Source organism: Microbacterium gubbeenense DSM 15944 (assembly GCF_000422745.1).
Classification (GTDB): domain Bacteria; phylum Actinomycetota; class Actinomycetes; order Actinomycetales; family Microbacteriaceae; genus Microbacterium; species Microbacterium gubbeenense.
The window spans coordinates 172,705-192,014 of record NZ_AUGQ01000002.1; the positions used below are offsets into that span (position 1 = coordinate 172,705).

The window sequence follows — 19,310 nt, forward strand, 5'->3', positions numbered from 1 at the left end:
GTCACTCCCCCTGTGCTTGGATCGCCGTGATGGCGACGGTGTTGACGATGTCGCCGACGAGGGCGCCCCGCGACAGGTCGTTGATCGGCTTGTTCAGCCCCTGCAGCACCGGACCGATCGCGACGGCGCCGGCCGAACGCTGCACCGCCTTGTAGGTGTTGTTACCGGTATTGAGGTCGGGGAAGATGAACACGGTCGCCTTGCCCGCGACGGCTGAATCGGGCATCTTCGCGCGGGCGACGGCCGCGTCCGCCGCGGCGTCGTACTGAATGGGCCCCTCGAGCGGCAGCTCCGGCGAGCGCTCCCTCGCGAGCGCCGTTGCCTCCCGTACCTTCTCGACGTCGGCGCCGGTGCCCGAGGTTCCGGTCGAGTACGACAGCATCGCGACGCGCGGTTCGATGCCGAACCGGCGCGCGGTCTCCGCCGACGAGATCGCGATGTCGGCGAGCTGCTCGCTCGTCGGATCCGGGATCACGGCGCAGTCGCCGTAGACGAGCACGCGGTCGGCGAGCGCCATGAGGAAAACGCTCGAGACGACCGAGACATCGGGCCGCGTCTTGATGATCTCGAACGACGGTCGGATCGTGTGCGCCGTGGTGTGCGCAGCGCCGGAGACCATGCCGTCGGCATCGCCCATGTGCACCATCATGGTGCCGAAGTACGACGGATCCGTTACGAGGTCGGCCGCCTTGTCGTACGTCATGCCCTTGTGGGCGCGCAGGCGCGCGTACTCGGTCGCGAAGCGGTCGACATAGACCGCGTCGAACGGGCTCAGCACGTGCGCGCCCGAGATGTCGAGGCCGAGCTCGATCGCGCGCGAGCGCACCTCGAACGATTCGCCGAGGATCGTCAACTCGGCCACCCCCCGCTCGAGCAGGATCGCGGCGGCCTTGAGGATGCGGTCGTCATCGCCCTCGGGCAGCACGATGTGGCGCCGGTTCTCGCGAGCGGCGTCGAGCAGCTGGTACTCGAACATGAGCGGCGTGACCACGTGCGCCCGCGCGACGCCGATGACCCGCGTGAGTTCCGAGATGTCGACGTTCTGCTCGAACAGGCTGAGGGCGCGCGTATAGCGCTGCGGGCTCGACGCCGCGAGCCTCCCGCGGGTGCCGACCACGCGCACGGCCGTCGAGTAGGTGTCGCCCGAGCAGCGGATGATCGGGATCCGCGAGGCGAGCCCCTCGATCAGCTTCAGGAGGACGTCCGGGATGTCGAAGTCGCCGTTCAGCACGATGCCTGCGAGCGACGGGAAGGTTCCCGACGAGTTCGCCGTGAGGGTCGCGAGCAGCGCGTCGGACCGGTCGGCGGGGATGATCACGACGTGCCCCTCGCCGAGGCGCGGGAGGATGTTGACCATCGACATCGCGGCGACCGTCACGCCGAGCGCCTCGCGGGCGAGCAGCGCGTCGTCGCCCTTCACGACCTCGCCGTCGACGGATCGGAGGATGTCGGCCATCGTCGGCGCCACGAGCAGGCGGTCCTCGGGGATCGCCCAGACCGGGCTGCCCGGCGTGCGTTCGCGCACGGCGTCGACGATCTCGCGGGCGCGCGACGCGTCGGCCCGATTGACGATCGTGGCGGCGAGTTCGGCGTTTGCCCGGCCGAGTTCGGCGACCGCGAGCGAGGCCAGCTGTTCCATGTCCCGCGGCGAGCGCGCCGCGGCGGATCCGAGCTCGGGGACGTGCCCCTGCGGCTTGCGCCCGCCGAGCACGAGCAGGACGGGTGTGCCGAGATTCGCCGCGATGCGCGCGTTGTAGGCGAGCTCGGCAGGGCTTCCGACATCGGTGTAGTCGCTGCCGAGCACGACGACCGCATCGCAGCGATCCTCGACGCGTTTGAAGCGCGCGACGATCTCGGCGAGCGCCCCTTCAGGGTCCGCGCGCACGTCGTCGTAGGTCACGCCGATGCAGTCGGCGTAGTCGAGGTCGGTGCCGTCATGATCGAGCAGCATCTCGAGCACATAGTCGGGCTCGGTCACAGACCGTGCGATCGTGCGGAAGACGCCGACGCGCGGAGATACACGACTCAGGGAATCGAGCACACCGAGCGCGATCGTCGACTTGCCGGAATGGCCCTCGGCCGACGTGATGTAGATGCTTCTCGCCACATGTCCAGCCTAGGACGCGCACCGACGCGCGTGTCCGGTTCGCGCCCACAAAAAGACTCTCCGCGCACCCGACAGAGCCCGGTTACCCTTGCTACGTTTCCGTCCTGGGGGAGTTGGCCTGGGTGTCGTCACGCGGAGAGCCGTGGCCAGTTTATCAGCCTCGCGAGGCCCTCCGCGTCGGTAGTGTGTGTCGTGATGGCTGAGCCGACGATCACCCCCGAAGAATTCCGCGAGACGACCACGCGGATCAGCGATGCGGTGCGCCGTGTGATCGACGGCAAGGATCACGCGATCCGCTCCGCGATCGTCGTGCTGCTCGCCGAGGGGCACCTGCTGGTCGAGGATGTTCCGGGCGTGGGCAAGACGATGCTCGCGCGCACCCTGGCCGCCGCGATCGACGCCGATATGCGGCGGATCCAGTTCACCCCCGATCTGCTGCCGGGCGATGTCACGGGCGTGTCGGTGTTCAGCCCCTCCTCGCGCACCTTCGAGTTCACTCGCGGCGCCGTATTCGCGAACGTCGTCATCGCCGACGAGATCAACCGTTCCTCCCCCAAGACCCAGTCGGCGCTGCTCGAGGCGATGGAGGAGCGTCAGGTCTCGGTCGACGGCCGCACGCATCCGCTGCCGGATCCGTTCCTCGTGATCGCCACGCAGAACCCCCTCGAGATGGACGGCACCTACGCCCTGCCCGAGGCGCAGCTCGACCGGTTCATGATGCGCATCTCGATGGGTTACCCCGACGCGGATGCAGAGGCGCTCATGCTGCGCCAGCGCGACACGGAGAACCCGCTCGAACGGATCCGCCCGGTCGTGTCGCTCGAGGGCGTCGCGCGCCTGATCGACTTCGCCCACCGGGTGCATGTGTCACCGCTCATCGAGCAGTACGCGGTCGCGCTCGCTCGCGAGACGCGGTCGCACGCGGATCTGCGCCTCGGAGCGAGCCCCCGTGCGACGCTGCAGCTCGTGCGCGCGGCGAAGGCCTGGGCCGCGCTGCAGGGCCGCGACTATGTCATCCCCGACGATGTGTCGGGCCTGGTGCGATCGGTGTTCGGCCACCGCCTGATCCCCCAGCGCCACGCCGCCGCAGGCCGTCGCCAGGCCGATCCGGTGCCCCACATCCTCGACCAGATCGTCGAATCGGTCGCCGTTCCCGTCGCGGTCTGACGCAGCCATGCGCGGAAGGATCCTCCCCACGCGTCGCGGCATCGGCCTGCTCGTCGTCGGCATCGCGCTCGTCGTCACGGGATCGGCGCTCGACCGCGTGGAGCTGACCTACGTCGGGCTCGTGCTCGGCGGCATCGTCGTCGCCTCGGCCGCGGTGGTCGCGCTGGCGCCGTCGCCCGGGCGCGTGACGCGCTCGGGGCACGACGACCTCGTCGCGGTCGGCGATCCGCTTCGCGTCGCGACCGCGTTCACGGGCGGATCCGTCGCCTTCATCGACGATGCGGCAGACGCCGTCTCCCCCGGGCTCGCGCAGGAGCGCGACGACGACGCGGATCCGCGCAGCGCGGTGTCGTGGGTGACGCCGACGCGGAGGGGCGCGCACCGGATCGGCCCGCTGCGGATCGAGCTGCTCTCGTCGTTCGGCGCCGTTCGGGCGCGGCGCCACATCGGCGGGGTCGATGAGATCCTCGCCGTGCCGCCGGTCGTGCCGCTGGCCTCCATCAGGGCGCGCGGCATCGACGAAGGCGATCATCCGGCGAAGTACGACCGCACGGGGCACGGCACCGACAACCTCATCCCGCGCCCGTACGTCGCCGGCGATTCGATGCGGCGCGTACACTGGCGGGCCTCCGCACACCACGGCGACCTCATGGTGCGCGAGGAGGAGCGCGACCAGTCGCGGACGGCCGCGGTCCTGGTCGACTTGGATCCGGCGGTGTGGGCCGACGAAAACGCGTTCGACGTCGCCATGACGGCCTGCGTCTCGGTCGTCGCGCGGCTCCTCTCCGACGGCTTCCTCGTCGATGTCACGGCGGCCGACGGGTCGAGCATCGCCACGGTGTCCTCCCGGCAGAGCTTCGACGACCTGCTGCGGGCGTGCGCCGTGCTCGAACCGCTCGGGCAGGGGCGCGGGCTGGCCGCGCTGCCCGCCGACGCGGGCGTCGTCGTCGCGATCGGATCCGCGGCCCCACCGCCGAAATCACCGGCGCCGCATCTCCTCCTCACCGCACCGGGCGGATCCGCGCCGCCCGCGGCGGGGTGGCGCAGCGCACCCCTCGAGGACGATGTCGCCGCGACCTGGGCGTTCGCCATCGACGGGCGCGCGCGGTGACGCGCCTCAGCGCGCGGGCGGGCGCCGGGCTGGCCGCGTTCTTCGCCGTCATGACGGCGCTGCTCCCGCTGACCACGCTCCTCCTGCCGTCCTGGTTGTTGCCCGCCGGGGCGGCGGTGCTCGCGATGGGTGTTCTGGGCGCGATCGGGCGCCGGTTCCACCCCGCGCTGGCCCTCGCGGCGCAGCTCGTCGCTCTGGCGGTCGTGACCTGGTGGGCGTTCTTCCCACAGGTGCTCATCGGCGGTCTGGTGCCCTCGGCCGAAGGCTGGCTGCTGCCCGACGTGATCTGGGCCGCCGGCGACGAGCTGATGACGGGGATCGCGCCGATGGGCGTCGGCCAGCCCCTCGCCTTCGTGCTCATCGTGGCGTCGGCTCTGATCGCGATGTTCGTCGACCAGGTCGCCGTCGCGCTGCGCATGCCGATCGTCGCGGCCCTCCCCCTCGTGTGCGTGTTCATCGCGCCGCAGCTCGCCGTTCCCCGCGGCGATCACCTCGTGTTCGCGATCCCCTTCGTCCTCGCCCTCCTGGCGCTCATCGCGCTCGGCGGATCCTCGAAGCGCCAGTCCGAGCGCGACCGCACGGGCGCCGGCGCGATGACCCTCGTGACCGCCGTCATCGTCGCCGTCGTGGCCGTCGCCGTCGCGCCCCTCGTTCCGGTGATGCCCTCGGCCGATTCGGGGATCCTCGCCCGCGGGTCGTCCGTCGACGTGTCGATCGATCTCGGTAACGATCTGCGATCGGCGTCGACCGATGAGGTGCTGCGGGTGCGCACGGAGCAGAACAGGGCGCCGTATCTGCGCCTCGCCACGAACACCCTGTTCGACGAGGACGGGTGGCACATCGACGGCGGCCCGTCCGCGCCCCTCGAGGACGGCTTCGGCGAGGTGACGCCCTCGGGGCTCGTCGGCGAGATCGAATCCGAGCGGGCGCTCACCTGGGTCAGTGACGTGACTCTCGACGCGCAGTACCTGCCGATCCCCGCGAACGCGATCGAGGTGCGAGGCTCGGGCGGCGGGTGGTTGGCGATGCTCGACAACCGCACCGTGCGATCCACGTCCGAGTCGTCCGAGGACACCCGATACGTCACCATGGCCGAGATCCTGTCACCGTCGCGCGAGCAGCTCGACGCCTCGCCATGGGTCTCCTCGAGCCAGCAGGCGACCGCCGAGCTGCCGGGCGCATCGCTGCGCGTCGAGGGTTCTGTCATCAACGGCGCGATCGGCGATGCGGCGCGCGAGGTCACCGTCGACGACAGGACCCCGTACGAGGCCGCGCTCAGCCTCCAATCGTGGCTGCGCGGGCCCGACTTCGAGTACTCGCTGGAGACGCCGGTCGAGGAGGGCTTCGACGGCAGCGACGCCGAAGCCACCGAACAGTTCCTCATCACCCGCGAGGGGTACTGCGTGCACTTCGCGTCGACGTTCGCGCTCATGGCGCGCTCCGTCGGGATCCCGACGCGCGTAGCGATCGGCTATCTGCCCGGCACGACCACGAGCGAGCGGATCGGCGACCTGCCGGTCTATTCGGTCACCGCCGATCGCCTGCACGCGTGGCCCGAGGTGTACCTCGTCGGCGTCGGCTGGACGCCGTTCGAGCCGACCCCGAGCATCGCGCAGGCCCAGAGCGTGGTGGCGTCCGAGGGAGCCTCGGCCACGGGCGGCGATGAGCCCGAGGTCGAGCGATCGCAGGCTCCGCTCGCCGAAGAGACCCCCACGCCGACGCCGACTGCCTCAGCCGACGCCGAGAACGGCGGGGGCGCGGACGACGCGGGCTCCTCGTCAGTCGCCCTGTGGATCCTGATCGCCGTCGGCGTCGTCGTCGCTGCGGCGCTGATCGTGTCGGTTCCGGCGCTCGTGCGATTCGCGCTGCGGTCGGCACGCATGCGCGCGGCCGCGCGCGGCGACGTCGCGTCCGCCTGGCGGGAGCTGCGCGCGCTCGCGAGCGACGCGGGAATCTCCTTCGAGCCGTCCGACTCACCGCGCGCGATCGGCGCCGTGCTCATCGGATCGGGCGCGGATCCGACCGCGGTGGGCACGCTCACGTCCGCGGTCGAGCAGGCCTCGTTCGCCGCGTCGCCGGCGGCTGCGGGCGATCTCGCGGGTCCGCTGCGCACCGTCTCGGCGGGGATCCGCTCCGACCGAACCGCGACGCGCATCCTCCGAGCGATGCTGCCGCGATCGCTCTGGACGCGGAAATGACGAGAGCCCGACGAAGACGTCGGGCTCTCGAACAATTGGCGGTGCCTAGGGGATTTGAACCCCTGATGCGAGTTACCCCGCATACACGGATTCCAGCCGTGCTCCTTAGGCCGCTCGGACAAGGCACCGTAGACGATTCTACGTCATTCGGTGCCGTGCTCATGACCTTCAGGCGCCGTCAGTGGTTGCGCAGCGTCGTGATCAGCTCTTTCTTTCGCTTACCGGAATAGCCCGTCAGCCCGAGCTCCTTGGCGCGCCGCCGCAGCTCCGGAACTGTCCAGTCTTCGTAGTCGCCCGACTCGCCGCCCTTGCGCCCCACCTCGGATCGACCCTTCTTCGTGCCGCCCGTCGCATTCGAGATGCGCGCCGCCTTCTCCTTCGAGGCGCCGTCGGAGCGCAGCGTCTCGTACAGTTCCGGATCCTTCAGGGATGACTCGCGATCGCGTGGAATGGTGTTCCCCTTCTCTCGATCTCGTGCTGGTACAGGTGACGTCCACGATGCCGCCGACTGACGGGTTCGGCAAGGCCCTGCGCCGTACCTGCGGAGAAATCCGTCTGCATCGGAGGGAGTCGCGGCGGATTCTCCGTAGTTGCGGCGAATCTCCGTAGTTGCGAATCGGTGACGCGGGTCAGGCGCCGCCCCACAGGTGCACGGCGCCGTCGTCTTCGACGGTGACGACGGATCCGTCGCGCGCGCCCGCGAACGCGCCGGGCAGCGGATCCGTGCGCGCCGCGCCCGTGCGGTCGTACGCCGCCACCTGTGCGCTCGAGGCGAGCCACACGTAGCCCGCGTCGTCGATCGCCACGACGTCGTCGGCGACGACCTGCTCGGTCCCGGGCCAGGATCGCTCGTCCCCGCCGGTGTAGGTCACGAGGGCCTGATCAGCCGGGTTCAGCCACGCGACGAAGTCCGCGCCCGCCACGGGCGCCGACAGGATCGCCCCAGCGTCGACGGGTGCGCCGGTCGACGACTCGAACAGCGCGGCCTCGGGGGTCCACGCGGCAACGAGGCCGCCGACCCCGCCGATCCACTCCCCCGACGCGTCGCCCGCCGACCACGCCTCCTCACCGGTCGATGCAATAAGTCCCACGAGGGATCCATGGTCGTCGCCGGGACTCTCCGTGCGGACCGCCGTGACGACGTCGCCGGCGACCGACGAGAGCACGACGCCGCGCTCGCCCCACCGCACCTCGCCCGAGGACGCATCCAACGCGACGGCGACGCTCACGCGCTCGCCCTGCGTGGTCTGCGCCTCGACGTTCGCGATGACGGTCTCGGGCGAGGCATCGACGACATCCGCGTGCACGCTGATGCCGTCGACGTCGTCGCCCAGGTGCGGCGAGAGGTCCGCGGTCCAGGCGACGGACCCGTCGGCCGCATTGACCGCGACAAGGCCCGAGCGGTACGGGGTCGACGCGGTCGCGTTGCTGAAGAGCGGGGCGACGTACAGATCACCCCCGCGCTGGAGCGCGCCCGCGGCGAACTCCACGCGCCCCGCCCCGAACCCCGCATCGAGCACGAGCTGCGCTGCCTCGCCGGTCGTGATGTCCCAGGCGAGCTCTCCCGAGGCCGTGTCGTAAGCGTCGAGCATGATGACGTTGACGTCACCGGGTCGCGTGGCGAGCAGGCGGCCCGCCGCGATGCCCTCGACCGCCGACCGGTCCGCTTCCGCGAACGTCGGGTCTCCCGCGAGCGGCACCTCCTCGAGCGGAAGCTCGGGCAGCGGCTCGCCGGAGTAGACGTCCGCGGCCTCCGGTTCGGGCGACGGCGACACGGGATCCGCGTCTGATGAGACGCACCCCGCCATGCCGAGCGTGACCGCGGCAACAACCGCGCCGGCCCAGAGCGCTTTCCCGATTCTCACGTCGATCACAGTAACTCACGCCGCACAACTGCGCGCCATTAGGCTGGGTCTCAGTCGTAAGAACGCGAGGAGCAACTGTGGAACAACGGATCCTGGGACGAACGGGCCACGAGGTGTCGGTCGTCGGGCTCGGCACGTGGCAGCTCGGCGCCGATTGGGGCAATGTCAACGAGCTCGACGCGCTCGATGTGATCGACGCGGCCGTCGACCACGGTGTGACGTTCTTCGACACCGCCGACGTCTACGGAGACGGACGCAGTGAGCAGCGCATCGCGGCCTGGCGCCGCGCGAACCCGTCGTGGGACGGCACCGTCGCGACCAAGATGATCCGTCGTGCGCCGGATCCGTCGCTGCGGTACGCGTCGATCGAGAACTTCCGCGATTGGACCGACCGGTCGCGCCGCAACCTCGGCGTCGACACCCTCGACCTCGTGCAGCTGCACTGCCCGACCGACGACGTGTTCGCCTCGGACAGCGTCTTCGACGACCTCGACACCCTCATCGACGAGGGTGCGATCGCGGCGTACGGGGTCAGCGTCGAGACGTGCGCACAGGCGCTGTCGGCGATCGCTCGCCCGAACGTCGCGACGGTGCAGATCGTGTTCAATGCGTTCCGCCAGAAGCCGCTCGAGCACGTCCTTCCGGCGGCCCGGCAGGCCGGCGTCGGGATCATCGCGCGCGTTCCGCTCGCAAGCGGGCTGCTCTCGGGGCGCTTCACGAAGAAGACGACCTTCGCCGACGACGACCACCGCTCGTTCAACCGCGACGGCTCAGCGTTCGACGTCGGCGAGACCTTCGCGGGCGTCGACTTCGCGACCGGCGTCGAGGCCGCGGCCGACTTCGCGGCGCTGGCGCGCGAGCACGACATCGACCCGGCCCAGGCGGCGCTCGCCTGGATCATCCAGCAGGAGGGCGTGTCGAGCGTGATCCCCGGCGCGCGCAACGAACAGCAGGCGCGCGGCAACGCCGAGTCGGCCGAGGTCGGGCGGCTTCCGAAGGCGCTCACGAAGGCCATCACCGCGCTGTACGACGAGAAGATCCGCCCGCAGGTCCACGACCGCTGGTGATCGAGAAAGCGGGAGGCCCGGCTTCATCTGAAACCGAGCCTCCCGCTTTGTGCTGAGCCGCATCACTCCTCGTCGGGCGCCTGCTCCTGACGTTCCTGGGGCTCCTGGCGAGCGTCGCGGCGAAGCGTCTCCGCGATGTTCGGTGCGGCCTCCTGCTGACGGCCGTTCGCGATCCCGTGGCCGATCGCCTGGCCCTGCAGCATGGCCGACAGGTCGATGCCCGTCGCCTCGCGCACGGTGTCGAACATGGTGCGCATGCCCATCGCGGCTTCGCCGGCCATGTGCGCGGAGGCACCGCCCTCGCCGGAGCCCGAGAGCACCGTGACGTTTCCGACGTTCGAGTAGCCCTTCGCGAACTCGGTCATCATGGGCACGAGCACGTCGAGCGAGCGCTGCGCGAGGACCGCTTCCTGGTTCAGCTTGAGCGCCTCGGCCTCGGCCTCGATCGCCGATGCCCTGGCCTCACCGGCGAGACGGATCGCGTCCGCCTCGGCCTGCGCACGTGCGCGCTTCGCGTCGGCCTCAGCCTCGGCCTGCACACGGATCGCCTCCGCCTCGCGCTCTGCCTTCTGCGCGTCGGCCTCCGCCGCCTTGATGCGGGCGTACGCGTCGGCGTCGGCAGCCTGACGCTGCTCGTAGAGTCCGATATCGGCCTCGCGGCGCTGCACATCGGCGGCCGCCTCGGCGTCCTTGACCGCCGCGTACGCACGCGCGTCGGCTTTCTTCTCCTCCTCGTACGCCGCGGCATCCGCCACGCGCTTGACGTCGGCATCCAGCTGAGCCTGCTTGTTGTCGGCCTGCTGCATCAGAACGCCCTGCTCGGCGCGCGCACGCGCGAGCGCCTCGGCCTGCTCGGCCTCGGCACGCGCCTCGCCGACGTCGGCGGCGGCCGCCGCCTCATTCTTGTCATACGCCGTCTGCTCGATCAGCGTCTCCTCGCCCGTGGCGATCTCGCGCGCCTTGATCTGGCGGTTCGCATCGATCCGCGCGATCTCGGCTTGGCGCTTCACCTTCGAGACCTCCTCCGCACCGAGCGCGTCGATGTAGCCGTTCTCGTCGGTGATGCCCTGGATCTGGAAGCTGTCGAGCACAAGACCCTGCTCGGCCAGGTCGCTCTTGATCAGCGTGGCGATCTGATCGCTCAGCTCCTGCCGATCGCGCATGAGCTGCTCAACGGTGAGCGTCGCGACCACGCCGCGCAGCGCACCCTCGAGCTGTTCCGTCGTGAAGACCTCGATCGCCTTGTCCTGCGACACGAATCGCTCGGCGGCGCGCGCGATGGCCTCGCGCTCGGATCCGACCTTGACGAGCGCGACGCCCGTCACATCGACCGTGACGCCCTGGATCGACTGCGCCGTCGGCTGCACCATGATCTGGCGGGCGCGGAGCGACAGCGTCTCCGCGCGCTGGGTAATCGGGTTCACGATCGCGCCCCCGCCGCGGATCACCGTGACCGCCGTCGTCGGGCCGTCGCCCTTCTTCGACCTGCGTCCCACGATCACCAGCGCCTCATCGGCGCGCGCGACCTTGTACCACGCGCGCATGAGCAGCGTGACGATCAGGGCGATGATCGCGACGACGACGAGCAGGATGATGATCCCGATGACGATGCCGACACCGCCGATGGCAGCGAAGAATCCGCTCACGTTGATCCCTTCTTCGCGCCGACGCGAGAGATCCTCGTTGGGGAGGCCGTCGGCGAATGTGATTCCAGCCTATTGAAATGAGGCGCTCGGCGCACTCACAGAACCCGGCACCGGGAGGCATCCAGGACGAACGGCCTAAACTTGCCGCATGGCTTCTGCGACCGAACCCGCCGGCGTCGGCCGGCGCATCTCCACCCTGGACGCGCTCCGCTTTCTCAGCGAGCTCCTGGCGTTCGCGGCACTCGCGTTCTGGGGCTTTCTGGCGTGGGACACCCCATGGAACTTCGTGTGGGGCTTCGGTGCCCCGCTGCTCGCGATCTTCGCGTGGGCTCTCTTCCTCTCCCCCAAGGCTGTCTTCCACCTGCCGCGCTTCGTGCGCGCCGTGATCGAGCTGCTGGTCTTCGTCAGCGCCACGCTCGCGCTCTGGGGCCTGGGACTGCCGTGGGCCGGCGTCGTCGTCGGCGTCTTCTGCATCGTGGTCGGCGTGCTCGTCGGCCGTCGCGAGCTGCGCTGACAGCAGGGACTCACCACTCCCTCAGCGGATCGTGAATGGTTCGTGATCAATTCGACACCCGGGCGCGTCCCTCGACCTTTACGATATGGAAGAGGTGCGTGAAAATACCGCGCTCAGGGGGAGAAGACGATGACCGACGTGGCGACGAGACCTACGGATTCGCCGGACGATTCGGCCGCGAGCGAGCCTCGCGTCGAGTGGACGATCACCGAGCCGAAGAAGCGGTCCCCCAAGAAGTATTGGCTGGGCATCGGCATCCCCGTCGTCGCAGTCGCACTCGTCGGTGGGCTGGCGTTCGTCGGCACGACCTTCACGGCTCCCGGTGTGTCGGCCCTCGGCACCGATCTCAGCACGATGAGCGTCGCCGACGTCGAGCAGGCGATCTCGGACGGCGTCGCGAACTCCACCATCACGGTCGCCGTCGACGGCGAGACCAAGACGTTCTCTGGCGAGGATCTCGGCCTGTCCGTCGATTCCGGCGCCGCGTCTCAGACGGTGAAGGACTCGTATCGCCTCTGGCAGATCGGCGATTGGAACCCCGGCGCGATTGACGCCGACCTCACGGTCGACGAGGCCGTCACGAGCTCCGCGCTGTCCGAGGCCTTCGCCGACAAGTACGTCGACCCGATCAACGCGAAGATCGAGTTCGTCGACGGCTCGTACACGGTCGTTCCGGATGAGCAGGGCCGCGGAATCGACGCGACAAGCCTCGCCGAGTCGGTCGCCGACCAGCTCGCGAACGCCAACCCGATCCAGGCCCTCGCCTCGGGCGAGCAGGTGCTCGCCGCGAGCGCCTCGCCGAGCATCTCGGTGAACGCCGAGATCACTGAGATCGAGGCGCTTCTGACCGCCGACGAGGCGAAGCAGACGGCGACGAAGCTCAACACCGCGATCGGCGAGGTCATCTTCACGCTCGACGGCGACACCGTCAACTCCGTGTCGTCCGACAAGGTCGCCTCGTGGCTCGACGTCTCGGTCTCCGAAGGCGGCGACGTCGAGGTCGCCGCCGATGCCGGCAGCATCCAGTCGTACGCCGATTCCCTCCCCGCCGAGGTGAACCGCGAGCCCGTCGAGAGCGATGTGATCGTCGACGGCGCCGGAAACGTGTTGAAGACCGAGAAGGAAGGCCAGGACGGCTACAAGGTGTCCTCGACCGACGGCGCGGGCGAAGAGATCGCCGCGCAGCTCGGCGCGCTGGAGGCGGCCGCGTTCGCCCTGCCCGGCGAGAAGGTCGCCCACGACTCGACCGAACGGTTCCACCGTGCGGTCGTCTCGAAGAGCGATGGCCACACCTACTTCTACGAGTCGGTCAACGGCGGCGATGAGAAGCTCGTCAACTCCATGCCGATGGCGCTCGGAAAGCCCGGTCACGATACGCAGGTCGGCGAGTACTCGGTCTACGGACAGCTGACCATCCAGAACATGGGTTCCTGCGATGCCGAGGGCAACTATGTGCCCGGAGGCAAGTTCGACTACTGCACGGCCAACGTTCCGTGGGTGACGTACTTCAACGGTGACCAGGGCTTCCACGGCACCTACTGGCACAACAACTTCGGCGCCGGTGCGTACATGAGCCACGGCTGCGTGAACCTGCGCGAGAGCGACGCCGAATGGGTGTACCGCTTCCTGCAGGTCGGCTCGCCGGTCTCCGTGCGCGCGTGATTCATACTCCCAACAGTTCCCCCGGTCTGCGGAGTGCTCTACGCTGATGGCATGAGCGAACTCCACGTCGAAGAGCTGTCGGCCGGCACGATCGTTGCGGCGAACAGCCTGAGCCTCAAGCCCGGTCAGGAAGAGTTCATCGCCCCCACCACGTACGCGGTGGAGATGGGCGTTGCCGATCCGCAGAAGACGTGGCAGAGGGTGGTGCTCGAGGGCGAACAGGTCGTCGCGTTCATCCGCGCGTACTTCGATCCCGACGCGTCGAGCGACTACCTGCGCGCCGCGCTGTGGCGGATCAACGTCGACGCCGAGGCTCAGGGCCGCGGCGCGGGCCGCATCGCGGTGTTGGCCGTGATCGAGGAGGCCCGAGTCCGCGGCTTCGAGCGCCTCACCGTCGTGTACGAGGCCGGCGAACTCGGTCCGGAGGCTTTCTTCCGCCGTGTCGGCTTCGCTCCCGTCGGCGAATCGGAGTACGGTGAAGTAGTCGCCGAGATCATTCTCTGACTCGACGCTCGAACTGGCGGCGGAGCTCTTCTCTCCTCCCCCGAATGGAACTTCGTCGCCATCTTCAGACATGTGGCCCCGCACGGTGACGCGCGGGGCCACATTCCGTTCAGACCAGCGATTCCTGCCAGGCCCGGTGCAGCTGAGCGAACTTCCCGGTGCCCTTCTTCAGGGTCTCCGGATCGTCGTCCTCGATGATCTCACCGTGCTCCATCACGAGCACGCGGTCGGCGATCTCCACCGTCGACAGGCGGTGCGCGATGATGATCGCCGTGCGATCCGCGAGCAGCGTCTGCAGCGCCGACTGGATCGCGCGCTCTGACGGGATGTCGAGTGAGGCGGTCGCCTCATCGAGGATCAGGACCGCCGGATCCGCGAGGAACGCTCGCGCGAACGAGACCAGCTGTCGCTGCCCCGCGGACACTCGGCCGCCGCGCTTGTTGACGTCGGTGTCGTATCCGTCGGGCAACTGCTCGATGAACTCGTGCGCGCCCACGGCCTTCGCCGCCGCGACGATCTCCTCGACCGACGCGTCCGGCCGTCCGAGGGCGATGTTATCGGCGACGGATCCGCTGAACAGATACGCCTCCTGCGTGACCATCACGATCGCCCGCCGCATATCGTCCTGCGACAGGTCGCGCAGGTCGATGTCGTCGAGCATCACCCGTCCGCTCGTCGGATCGTAGAACCGCGACACGAGCTTCGCGAGCGTCGATTTCCCGGCGCCCGTCGTCCCGACGAGCGCGATCGTCTGCCCCGCGGGGATGTCGAGCCGGAAGTCCGGCAGGATCGTCTTCCCCTCGCCGTAGCCGAACGTGACGTCATCGAACAGGAGGTGCCCGTGCGAGTGGGCGAGCGGCACCGGCGTCGCCGCGTCGGGAACCGACAGCCCCTCTTCCAGCACGCCAGAGACCTTCTCGAGCGCGGCGGACGCCGACTGGAAGGAGTTGACGAACATCGCCACCTCCTGCAGGGGCGTGAAGAAATTGCGCACGTACAGCACCGCGCTCAGCAGCAGGCCGACCGAGAACTCGCCCCATGTGATCCGCACGCCGCCCCAGAGCACCACGAGGCCGATCGCGATCGCCGAGATCGCCATGAGCACGGGTTCGAACGTGCCGAACAACCGGATCACTTTCATGTTCGCTTCGCGGTAGTCCCACGACAGCTTGCCGAACGATTTTTCGTTGCGCGGCTCGGTGCGGAACGCCTTGCCGGCGCGGATCCCCGTCATCGTCTCGACGAACTTCACGATGACCTGCGCGCTGATCACGCGCGTGCCCCGATACGCGCGCTGGCTCGCGCCGTAGAACCAGCGCAGGAGGAACGCGATCGGCACGAACGTCAGCACTATGATGACGCCGGAGTTCCAGTCGACGAGGATCAGCGCGATGAGCGTGAACACGCCGTACAGCACGCCGTTCACGAGCTGCGTGAGTCCGCCGTTGAGCAGCTCGCGGATCGTGTCGAGGTCGCTCGTCTGGCGGGAGATGATGCGCCCCGACGTGTACGTCTCGTAGAATTCGAGGCTGAGGCGCTGCGTGTGGCGGAAGACGCGCGTGCGCAGGTCGAGCAGCACCGTCTGCGTGACCTTCGCGGCGAGGATGTCGTACCACGCGAGCAGCGCGGCGCCGAGGATCGCGGTGACCGCGTAGGCGCCGGCGATGAGCCAGGTCGGCCCCCAGTCGTCGTTGTCGAGCACCGCCGGAAGCGCGGAGTTGACGCCGAGGCCGAGCAGCGCCGGCCCGAGCACGCGCACCGCCGTCTGCGCGATGACGACGATCGCCGTGACCACGACGCGCCATTTCATCGGGGCGAGCAGGCTTCCGAGCAGGCGCAGCGACCGCTGACGAATCGCCCTACTCTCCTCCTTGTTGTAGTTCAGGCGGTCCTCGCCCGACACTCCCTGCACCGACGAGCTCATCGGTCGGCCTCCTGGTCTTCGAATGTGCGGGCGGGATCCACGCGGTGGGCGCTGTCCTCGCGGTCTTCGTACTCGAGGCTCGACAGCACCGAGCGATAACGCGCGGATCGGGCCATCAGGGCGCTGTGCGCGCCCACCTCCACGATGCGGCCGTTCTCCAGCAGCGCGACGCGGTCGGCGAGCGCGACGGTCGAGGGTCGGTGCGCCACGATCAGCGTGGTCGTGCCCTCGAGCACCCGCCCCAGTCCGACCTGCACCTTCTCTTCGGTGTTCACGTCCAGGGCCGACAGCGGGTCGTCCATGACGAGCACCCGCGGCCGGGCGGCGACCGCGCGGGCCAGCGCGAGTCGCTGCCGCTGTCCGCCCGAGAGGCTCATCCCCTCCTCGCCGATCATCGTGTCGACACCGTCGGGCAGGTCGTCGACGAACGCCGCCTGCGCGACATCGAGTGCCTCGCGCATAACGAGATCCGCCTCCACCGAGACGACGTCGAGGTCGTCGCGGCCGAGCAGGACGTTCTCACGCACGGAGGCCGAGAACAGCGTCGCGTCCTCGAACGCGTTCGCAATGTGCGTGCGCACGTCGACGAGGCGCATGTCGCGCACGTCGACGCCGTCGAGGGTCACGGATCCCTCCGTGACGTCGTAGAGGCGCGTGGGCAGGGTCGTGAGCGTCGTCTTGCCGGATCCGGTGAGGCCGACGAGCGCCATCGTCTCGCCCGGCTCGAGCGAGAGATCGACGCCGTCGAGCAGGTCGCGCTCGTGGTCGCGCGCGTCCTGATAACGGAAGTGCACGCCCGTGAACGCGAGCGCGCCGCGCGGGTTCTCGATCTCGACCGGCGAGGCCGGGTCCGTGATCGTGTCGACGGTGTCGAACACCTCGAACACGCGGTCTGTCGACGTGCGCGCGTCGAGCAGGAACGAGAACAAGAATCCGATCGACTCGATCGGCCAGCGCAGGATCGTCGCCATCGCGAAGAACGCGAACAGCTGCGCGACGTCGATCTGCCCGTCGGCGGTCAGCCAGATGCCGAGCGCCAGGCACACGGCGAACGCGAGCTCGGGCATCAGGACGAGCACGAAGTCGACGCGCGCGATCGCGCCCGCCTTGTGCATCTCCGTGCCGCGAAGCGTCTCAGCCTGCGCGCGGAAGTTCTTGAGCGCGTGCGGGCCGCGGCCGAACGCCTTCAGCACGCGGATTCCGTGCACGCTCTGCTCGACGCTCGTGGCGAGGTCGCCCTGCTGATCCTGACTCATGCGCGTGAGCCGGCCATACGTGCGCTCGAACTTGAGTCCCGAGATCCACAGCGGGACGCCGGAGACGACGAAGATCGTGCCGAGCAGCCAGTGCCACTGGAACAGCAGCACGGATCCGATGATGACCGTCAGCAGGTTCACGACGAGCATGATCAAGCCGAATGCGAGCCAGCGGCGGATCACGTTAAGGTCCTGCATCATGCGGCTGAGCAGCTGCCCGCCCTGCCAGCGGTCGTGGAACTCGATCGGCAGCTTCTGCAGCCGGTTGTAGAAGGTCTGGCGCAGGTTGTACTCGATCGCCGTCGCAGGGGCGAGCACCAGCCAGCGGCGCAGCCAGACGAGCCCTGCCTCGACGAGGCCCAGGCCGAGGACGGCGAGCGCGCCCCAGACCACGGCGGTCGTCGCACCCGACGAGAGCGGGCCTCCGACGATCCACTCGAGAGCGGTCGGAATCAGGAGCGCGACGATCGACGCGCCCAGCGCTGAGACCCCGCCCAGGGCGAGCCGGGGCAGGTCCTTCTTCGCGAACGGAATCAGGCGCGCGAGCGCGCGGTGGACGGGCAGATGCGTGCGTGGGGAGTCGGACATGATGCCTTTTGATCGGACGAGGCGCAGAAAACGCGACAGCCTTTCAGCTTATACCAAGCTGAAAGGCTGTCGCGTGCGGATGAGACTCAGTGGAAGAAGTGGCGCTCCCCTGTGAAGTACATCGCCACGCCGCGGGCCTTCGCGAGCGCGATGGTCTCCTCGTCGCGCACGGACCCGCCCGGCTGGATGATGACCTTCACGCCCGCGTCCATCAGGACCTCGGGCCCATCTGAGAACGGGAAGAATGCGTCGGACGCCGCGATGGCTCCCTTAACTCGGTCGCCCGCGCGCTCGACGGCCAGACGGCACGAGTCGACCCGGTTGACCTGCCCCATGCCGATGCCGACCGTCGCGCTGCCCTTGGCGAGCACGATCGCGTTCGACTTCACGGCGCGGCAGCTCTTCCACGCGAACACGAGGTCGGCGAGCGGCACATCGGGCTCCTCGCCCGCAACGAGCTGCCAGTTCTTCGCGACGGACTCGAAGTCGTCGTCCGGGAACAGGTCCGCGTCCTGCAGCAGGAGGCCGCCCGAGACGAGGCGCACGTCCATGCGCTCCTGCTGCCAGTTGGTGGGCAGCTTCAGTAGGCGCAGGTTCTTCTTCGCCTTGAACACCTCGAGCGCCTCCGGCTCGAAGTCGGGAGCGACGATGACCTCGGTGAAGATGTCGCGCAGGTTCTCGGCCATCTTCAGCGTGACCGGGCGGTTCGCCGCGATCACGCCGCCGAACGCCGACAGAGGGTCGCACTCGTGCGCGCGCAGGTGCGCGCTCGCAATGGGGTCGAGCGCCTTCGGATCCGCGATCGCGAGCCCGCAGGGGTTCGCGTGCTTCATGATGGCGACCGCCGGCAGCACCATGTCGTACGCGGCGCGCAGCGCGGCATCCGCGTCGGTGTAGTTGTTGAACGACATCGGCTTGCCGTGCAGCTGCTCGGCCTGGGCGATGCCGTGGCCGCCGACGCGCGTGTAGATCGACGCTCGCTGGTGCGAGTTCTCGCCGTAACGCAGGTCTTCGAACTTCTCCGCCTGAATCGTCAGGTGAGCCGGCAGCGTCTCCGTGCCCTGCATCGTCTCCTCGGCGAACCACTGCGCGACCGCCGTGTCATACGACGCGGTGTGTGCGAACGCGCGCGCCGCGAGCTCCTTGCGATCCTGGAGCGTCGTGCCGCCCTTCTTAACCGATTCGATGAGCGACGGGTACGACGACGGATCCACGACGACGGCGACGCTGGCGTGGTTCTTGGCCGATGCGCGCACCATCGCGGGGCCGCCGATGTCGATCTGCTCGACGACGTCGTCGCCCTGGGCGCCGGAGGCCACCGTCTCGACGAACGGGTAGAGGTTCACCACGACGAGCTCGAACGGCGCGATGTCGAACTCCGCGAGCTGCGACTCGTGCGCCTCGAGGCGCCGGTCGGCGAGGAGACCGCCGTGCACCTTCGGGTGCAGCGTCTTGACGCGACCGTCGAGCATCTCGGGCACGCCCGTCACCTCGGCGACGTCGGTGACCTCGTGTCCGGCGGAGCGGATCCGTGCGGCCGTCGATCCGGTCGACACGATCTCGACCCCAGCCTCGGCAAGCGTCGCGGCGAGCGGAAGCAGGTCGGTCTTGTCACTGACCGAGATGAGCGCTCGCTTGATCGGGACGACGTCGAGGTGGCGGTAGAGCGAGGGGTCGTGGCTCGGGCCGGCCATGGTGTCT

General features: G+C 69.1%; 14 protein-coding genes, 1 tRNA gene and 1 other RNA gene. 7 read left to right on the top strand and 9 right to left on the bottom strand.

The window, feature by feature from the left end:
* Window position 1: 1 nt before the first annotated feature.
* Window positions 2-2,107 carry a phosphate acetyltransferase gene (gene pta, locus G510_RS0102800; protein ID WP_029152364.1) on the bottom strand — a complete coding sequence of 702 codons (2,106 nt, stop codon included), beginning with the start codon at window positions 2,105-2,107 and terminating at the stop codon, window positions 2-4.
* Between the two features lie 48 nt (window positions 2,108-2,155).
* Window positions 2,156-2,252: signal recognition particle sRNA small type (gene ffs / locus G510_RS17775), an RNA gene on the bottom strand.
* Between the two features lie 50 nt (window positions 2,253-2,302).
* On the opposite strand from ffs, the gene G510_RS0102805 reads away from it, so the two are divergent.
* The 3 genes from G510_RS0102805 to G510_RS0102815 are packed head-to-tail and all read left to right on the top strand — an operon-like array spanning window position 2,303 to window position 6,583.
* Window positions 2,303-3,274, top strand: coding sequence for an AAA family ATPase (locus tag G510_RS0102805; RefSeq protein WP_029152365.1), 972 nt, complete (start codon window positions 2,303-2,305; stop codon window positions 3,272-3,274).
* A 7-nt stretch (window positions 3,275-3,281) separates the two neighbouring features.
* Entirely contained in the window at window positions 3,282-4,385 is a 1,104-nt protein-coding gene (locus G510_RS17385; protein WP_029152366.1) for a DUF58 domain-containing protein, read from the top strand.
* Window positions 4,382-6,583 carry a transglutaminase TgpA family protein gene (locus tag G510_RS0102815; RefSeq protein ID WP_029152367.1) on the top strand — a complete coding sequence of 734 codons (2,202 nt, stop codon included), beginning with the start codon at window positions 4,382-4,384 and terminating at the stop codon, window positions 6,581-6,583. Before G510_RS17385 ends, G510_RS0102815 begins: the two co-directional genes overlap by 4 nt.
* A gap of 36 nt (window positions 6,584-6,619) precedes the next feature.
* Here G510_RS0102815 and G510_RS0102820 read toward each other — a convergent pair.
* The 3 genes from G510_RS0102820 to G510_RS0102830 form a co-directional block, all read right to left on the bottom strand.
* Window positions 6,620-6,711 (bottom strand) — tRNA-Ser (locus G510_RS0102820).
* Between the two features lie 50 nt (window positions 6,712-6,761).
* Window positions 6,762-7,034 (bottom strand): DUF7218 family protein, encoded by a 273-nt coding sequence (locus G510_RS0102825; RefSeq protein WP_029152368.1) that lies wholly within the window; start codon window positions 7,032-7,034, stop codon window positions 6,762-6,764.
* Window positions 7,035-7,212: 178 nt separating this feature from the next.
* Window positions 7,213-8,448, bottom strand: coding sequence for a PQQ-binding-like beta-propeller repeat protein (locus G510_RS0102830; RefSeq protein ID WP_157560386.1), 1,236 nt, complete (start codon window positions 8,446-8,448; stop codon window positions 7,213-7,215).
* A 77-nt stretch (window positions 8,449-8,525) separates the two neighbouring features.
* On the opposite strand from G510_RS0102830, the gene G510_RS0102835 reads away from it, so the two are divergent.
* On the top strand, window positions 8,526-9,515 hold the full coding sequence (locus tag G510_RS0102835) for an aldo/keto reductase (protein WP_029152370.1): 990 nt from the start codon (window positions 8,526-8,528) through the stop codon (window positions 9,513-9,515).
* A 62-nt stretch (window positions 9,516-9,577) separates the two neighbouring features.
* Here G510_RS0102835 and G510_RS15165 read toward each other — a convergent pair whose 3' ends face one another.
* Entirely contained in the window at window positions 9,578-11,161 is a 1,584-nt protein-coding gene (locus G510_RS15165; protein WP_245563216.1) for an SPFH domain-containing protein, read from the bottom strand.
* Window positions 11,162-11,309: 148 nt separating this feature from the next.
* Here G510_RS15165 and G510_RS0102845 point away from each other — a divergent pair, with 148 nt between their 5' ends.
* From G510_RS0102845 to G510_RS0102855, 3 genes are all read left to right on the top strand, one after another.
* Window positions 11,310-11,675 (top strand): YrdB family protein, encoded by a 366-nt coding sequence (locus G510_RS0102845; RefSeq protein WP_029152371.1) that lies wholly within the window; start codon window positions 11,310-11,312, stop codon window positions 11,673-11,675.
* A gap of 138 nt (window positions 11,676-11,813) precedes the next feature.
* Window positions 11,814-13,337: a L,D-transpeptidase family protein gene (locus G510_RS0102850; protein ID WP_036321709.1), complete on the top strand. Its 1,524-nt coding sequence runs from the start codon at window positions 11,814-11,816 to the stop codon at window positions 13,335-13,337.
* A gap of 51 nt (window positions 13,338-13,388) precedes the next feature.
* A complete protein-coding gene (locus G510_RS0102855; protein WP_029152373.1) occupies window positions 13,389-13,841 on the top strand; it encodes a GNAT family N-acetyltransferase in 453 nt (150 codons plus the stop codon).
* A gap of 109 nt (window positions 13,842-13,950) precedes the next feature.
* Here the strand turns inward: G510_RS0102855 and G510_RS0102860 are convergent, their stop codons facing one another.
* The 3 genes from G510_RS0102860 to purH all read right to left on the bottom strand — a co-directional run bounded on the left by G510_RS0102860 (window position 13,951) and on the right by purH (window position 19,303).
* Window positions 13,951-15,765 (bottom strand): ABC transporter ATP-binding protein, encoded by a 1,815-nt coding sequence (locus tag G510_RS0102860; RefSeq protein WP_029152374.1) that lies wholly within the window; start codon window positions 15,763-15,765, stop codon window positions 13,951-13,953.
* Entirely contained in the window at window positions 15,762-17,609 is a 1,848-nt protein-coding gene (locus G510_RS0102865; RefSeq protein WP_029152375.1) for an ABC transporter ATP-binding protein, read from the bottom strand. Before G510_RS0102865 ends, G510_RS0102860 begins: the two co-directional genes overlap by 4 nt.
* An 86-nt stretch (window positions 17,610-17,695) precedes the next feature.
* Complete coding sequence (gene purH, locus G510_RS0102870; protein ID WP_029152376.1) at window positions 17,696-19,303, bottom strand: bifunctional phosphoribosylaminoimidazolecarboxamide formyltransferase/IMP cyclohydrolase; 1,608 nt, start codon at window positions 19,301-19,303, stop codon at window positions 17,696-17,698.
* Between the last annotated feature and the right edge of the window lie 7 nt (window positions 19,304-19,310).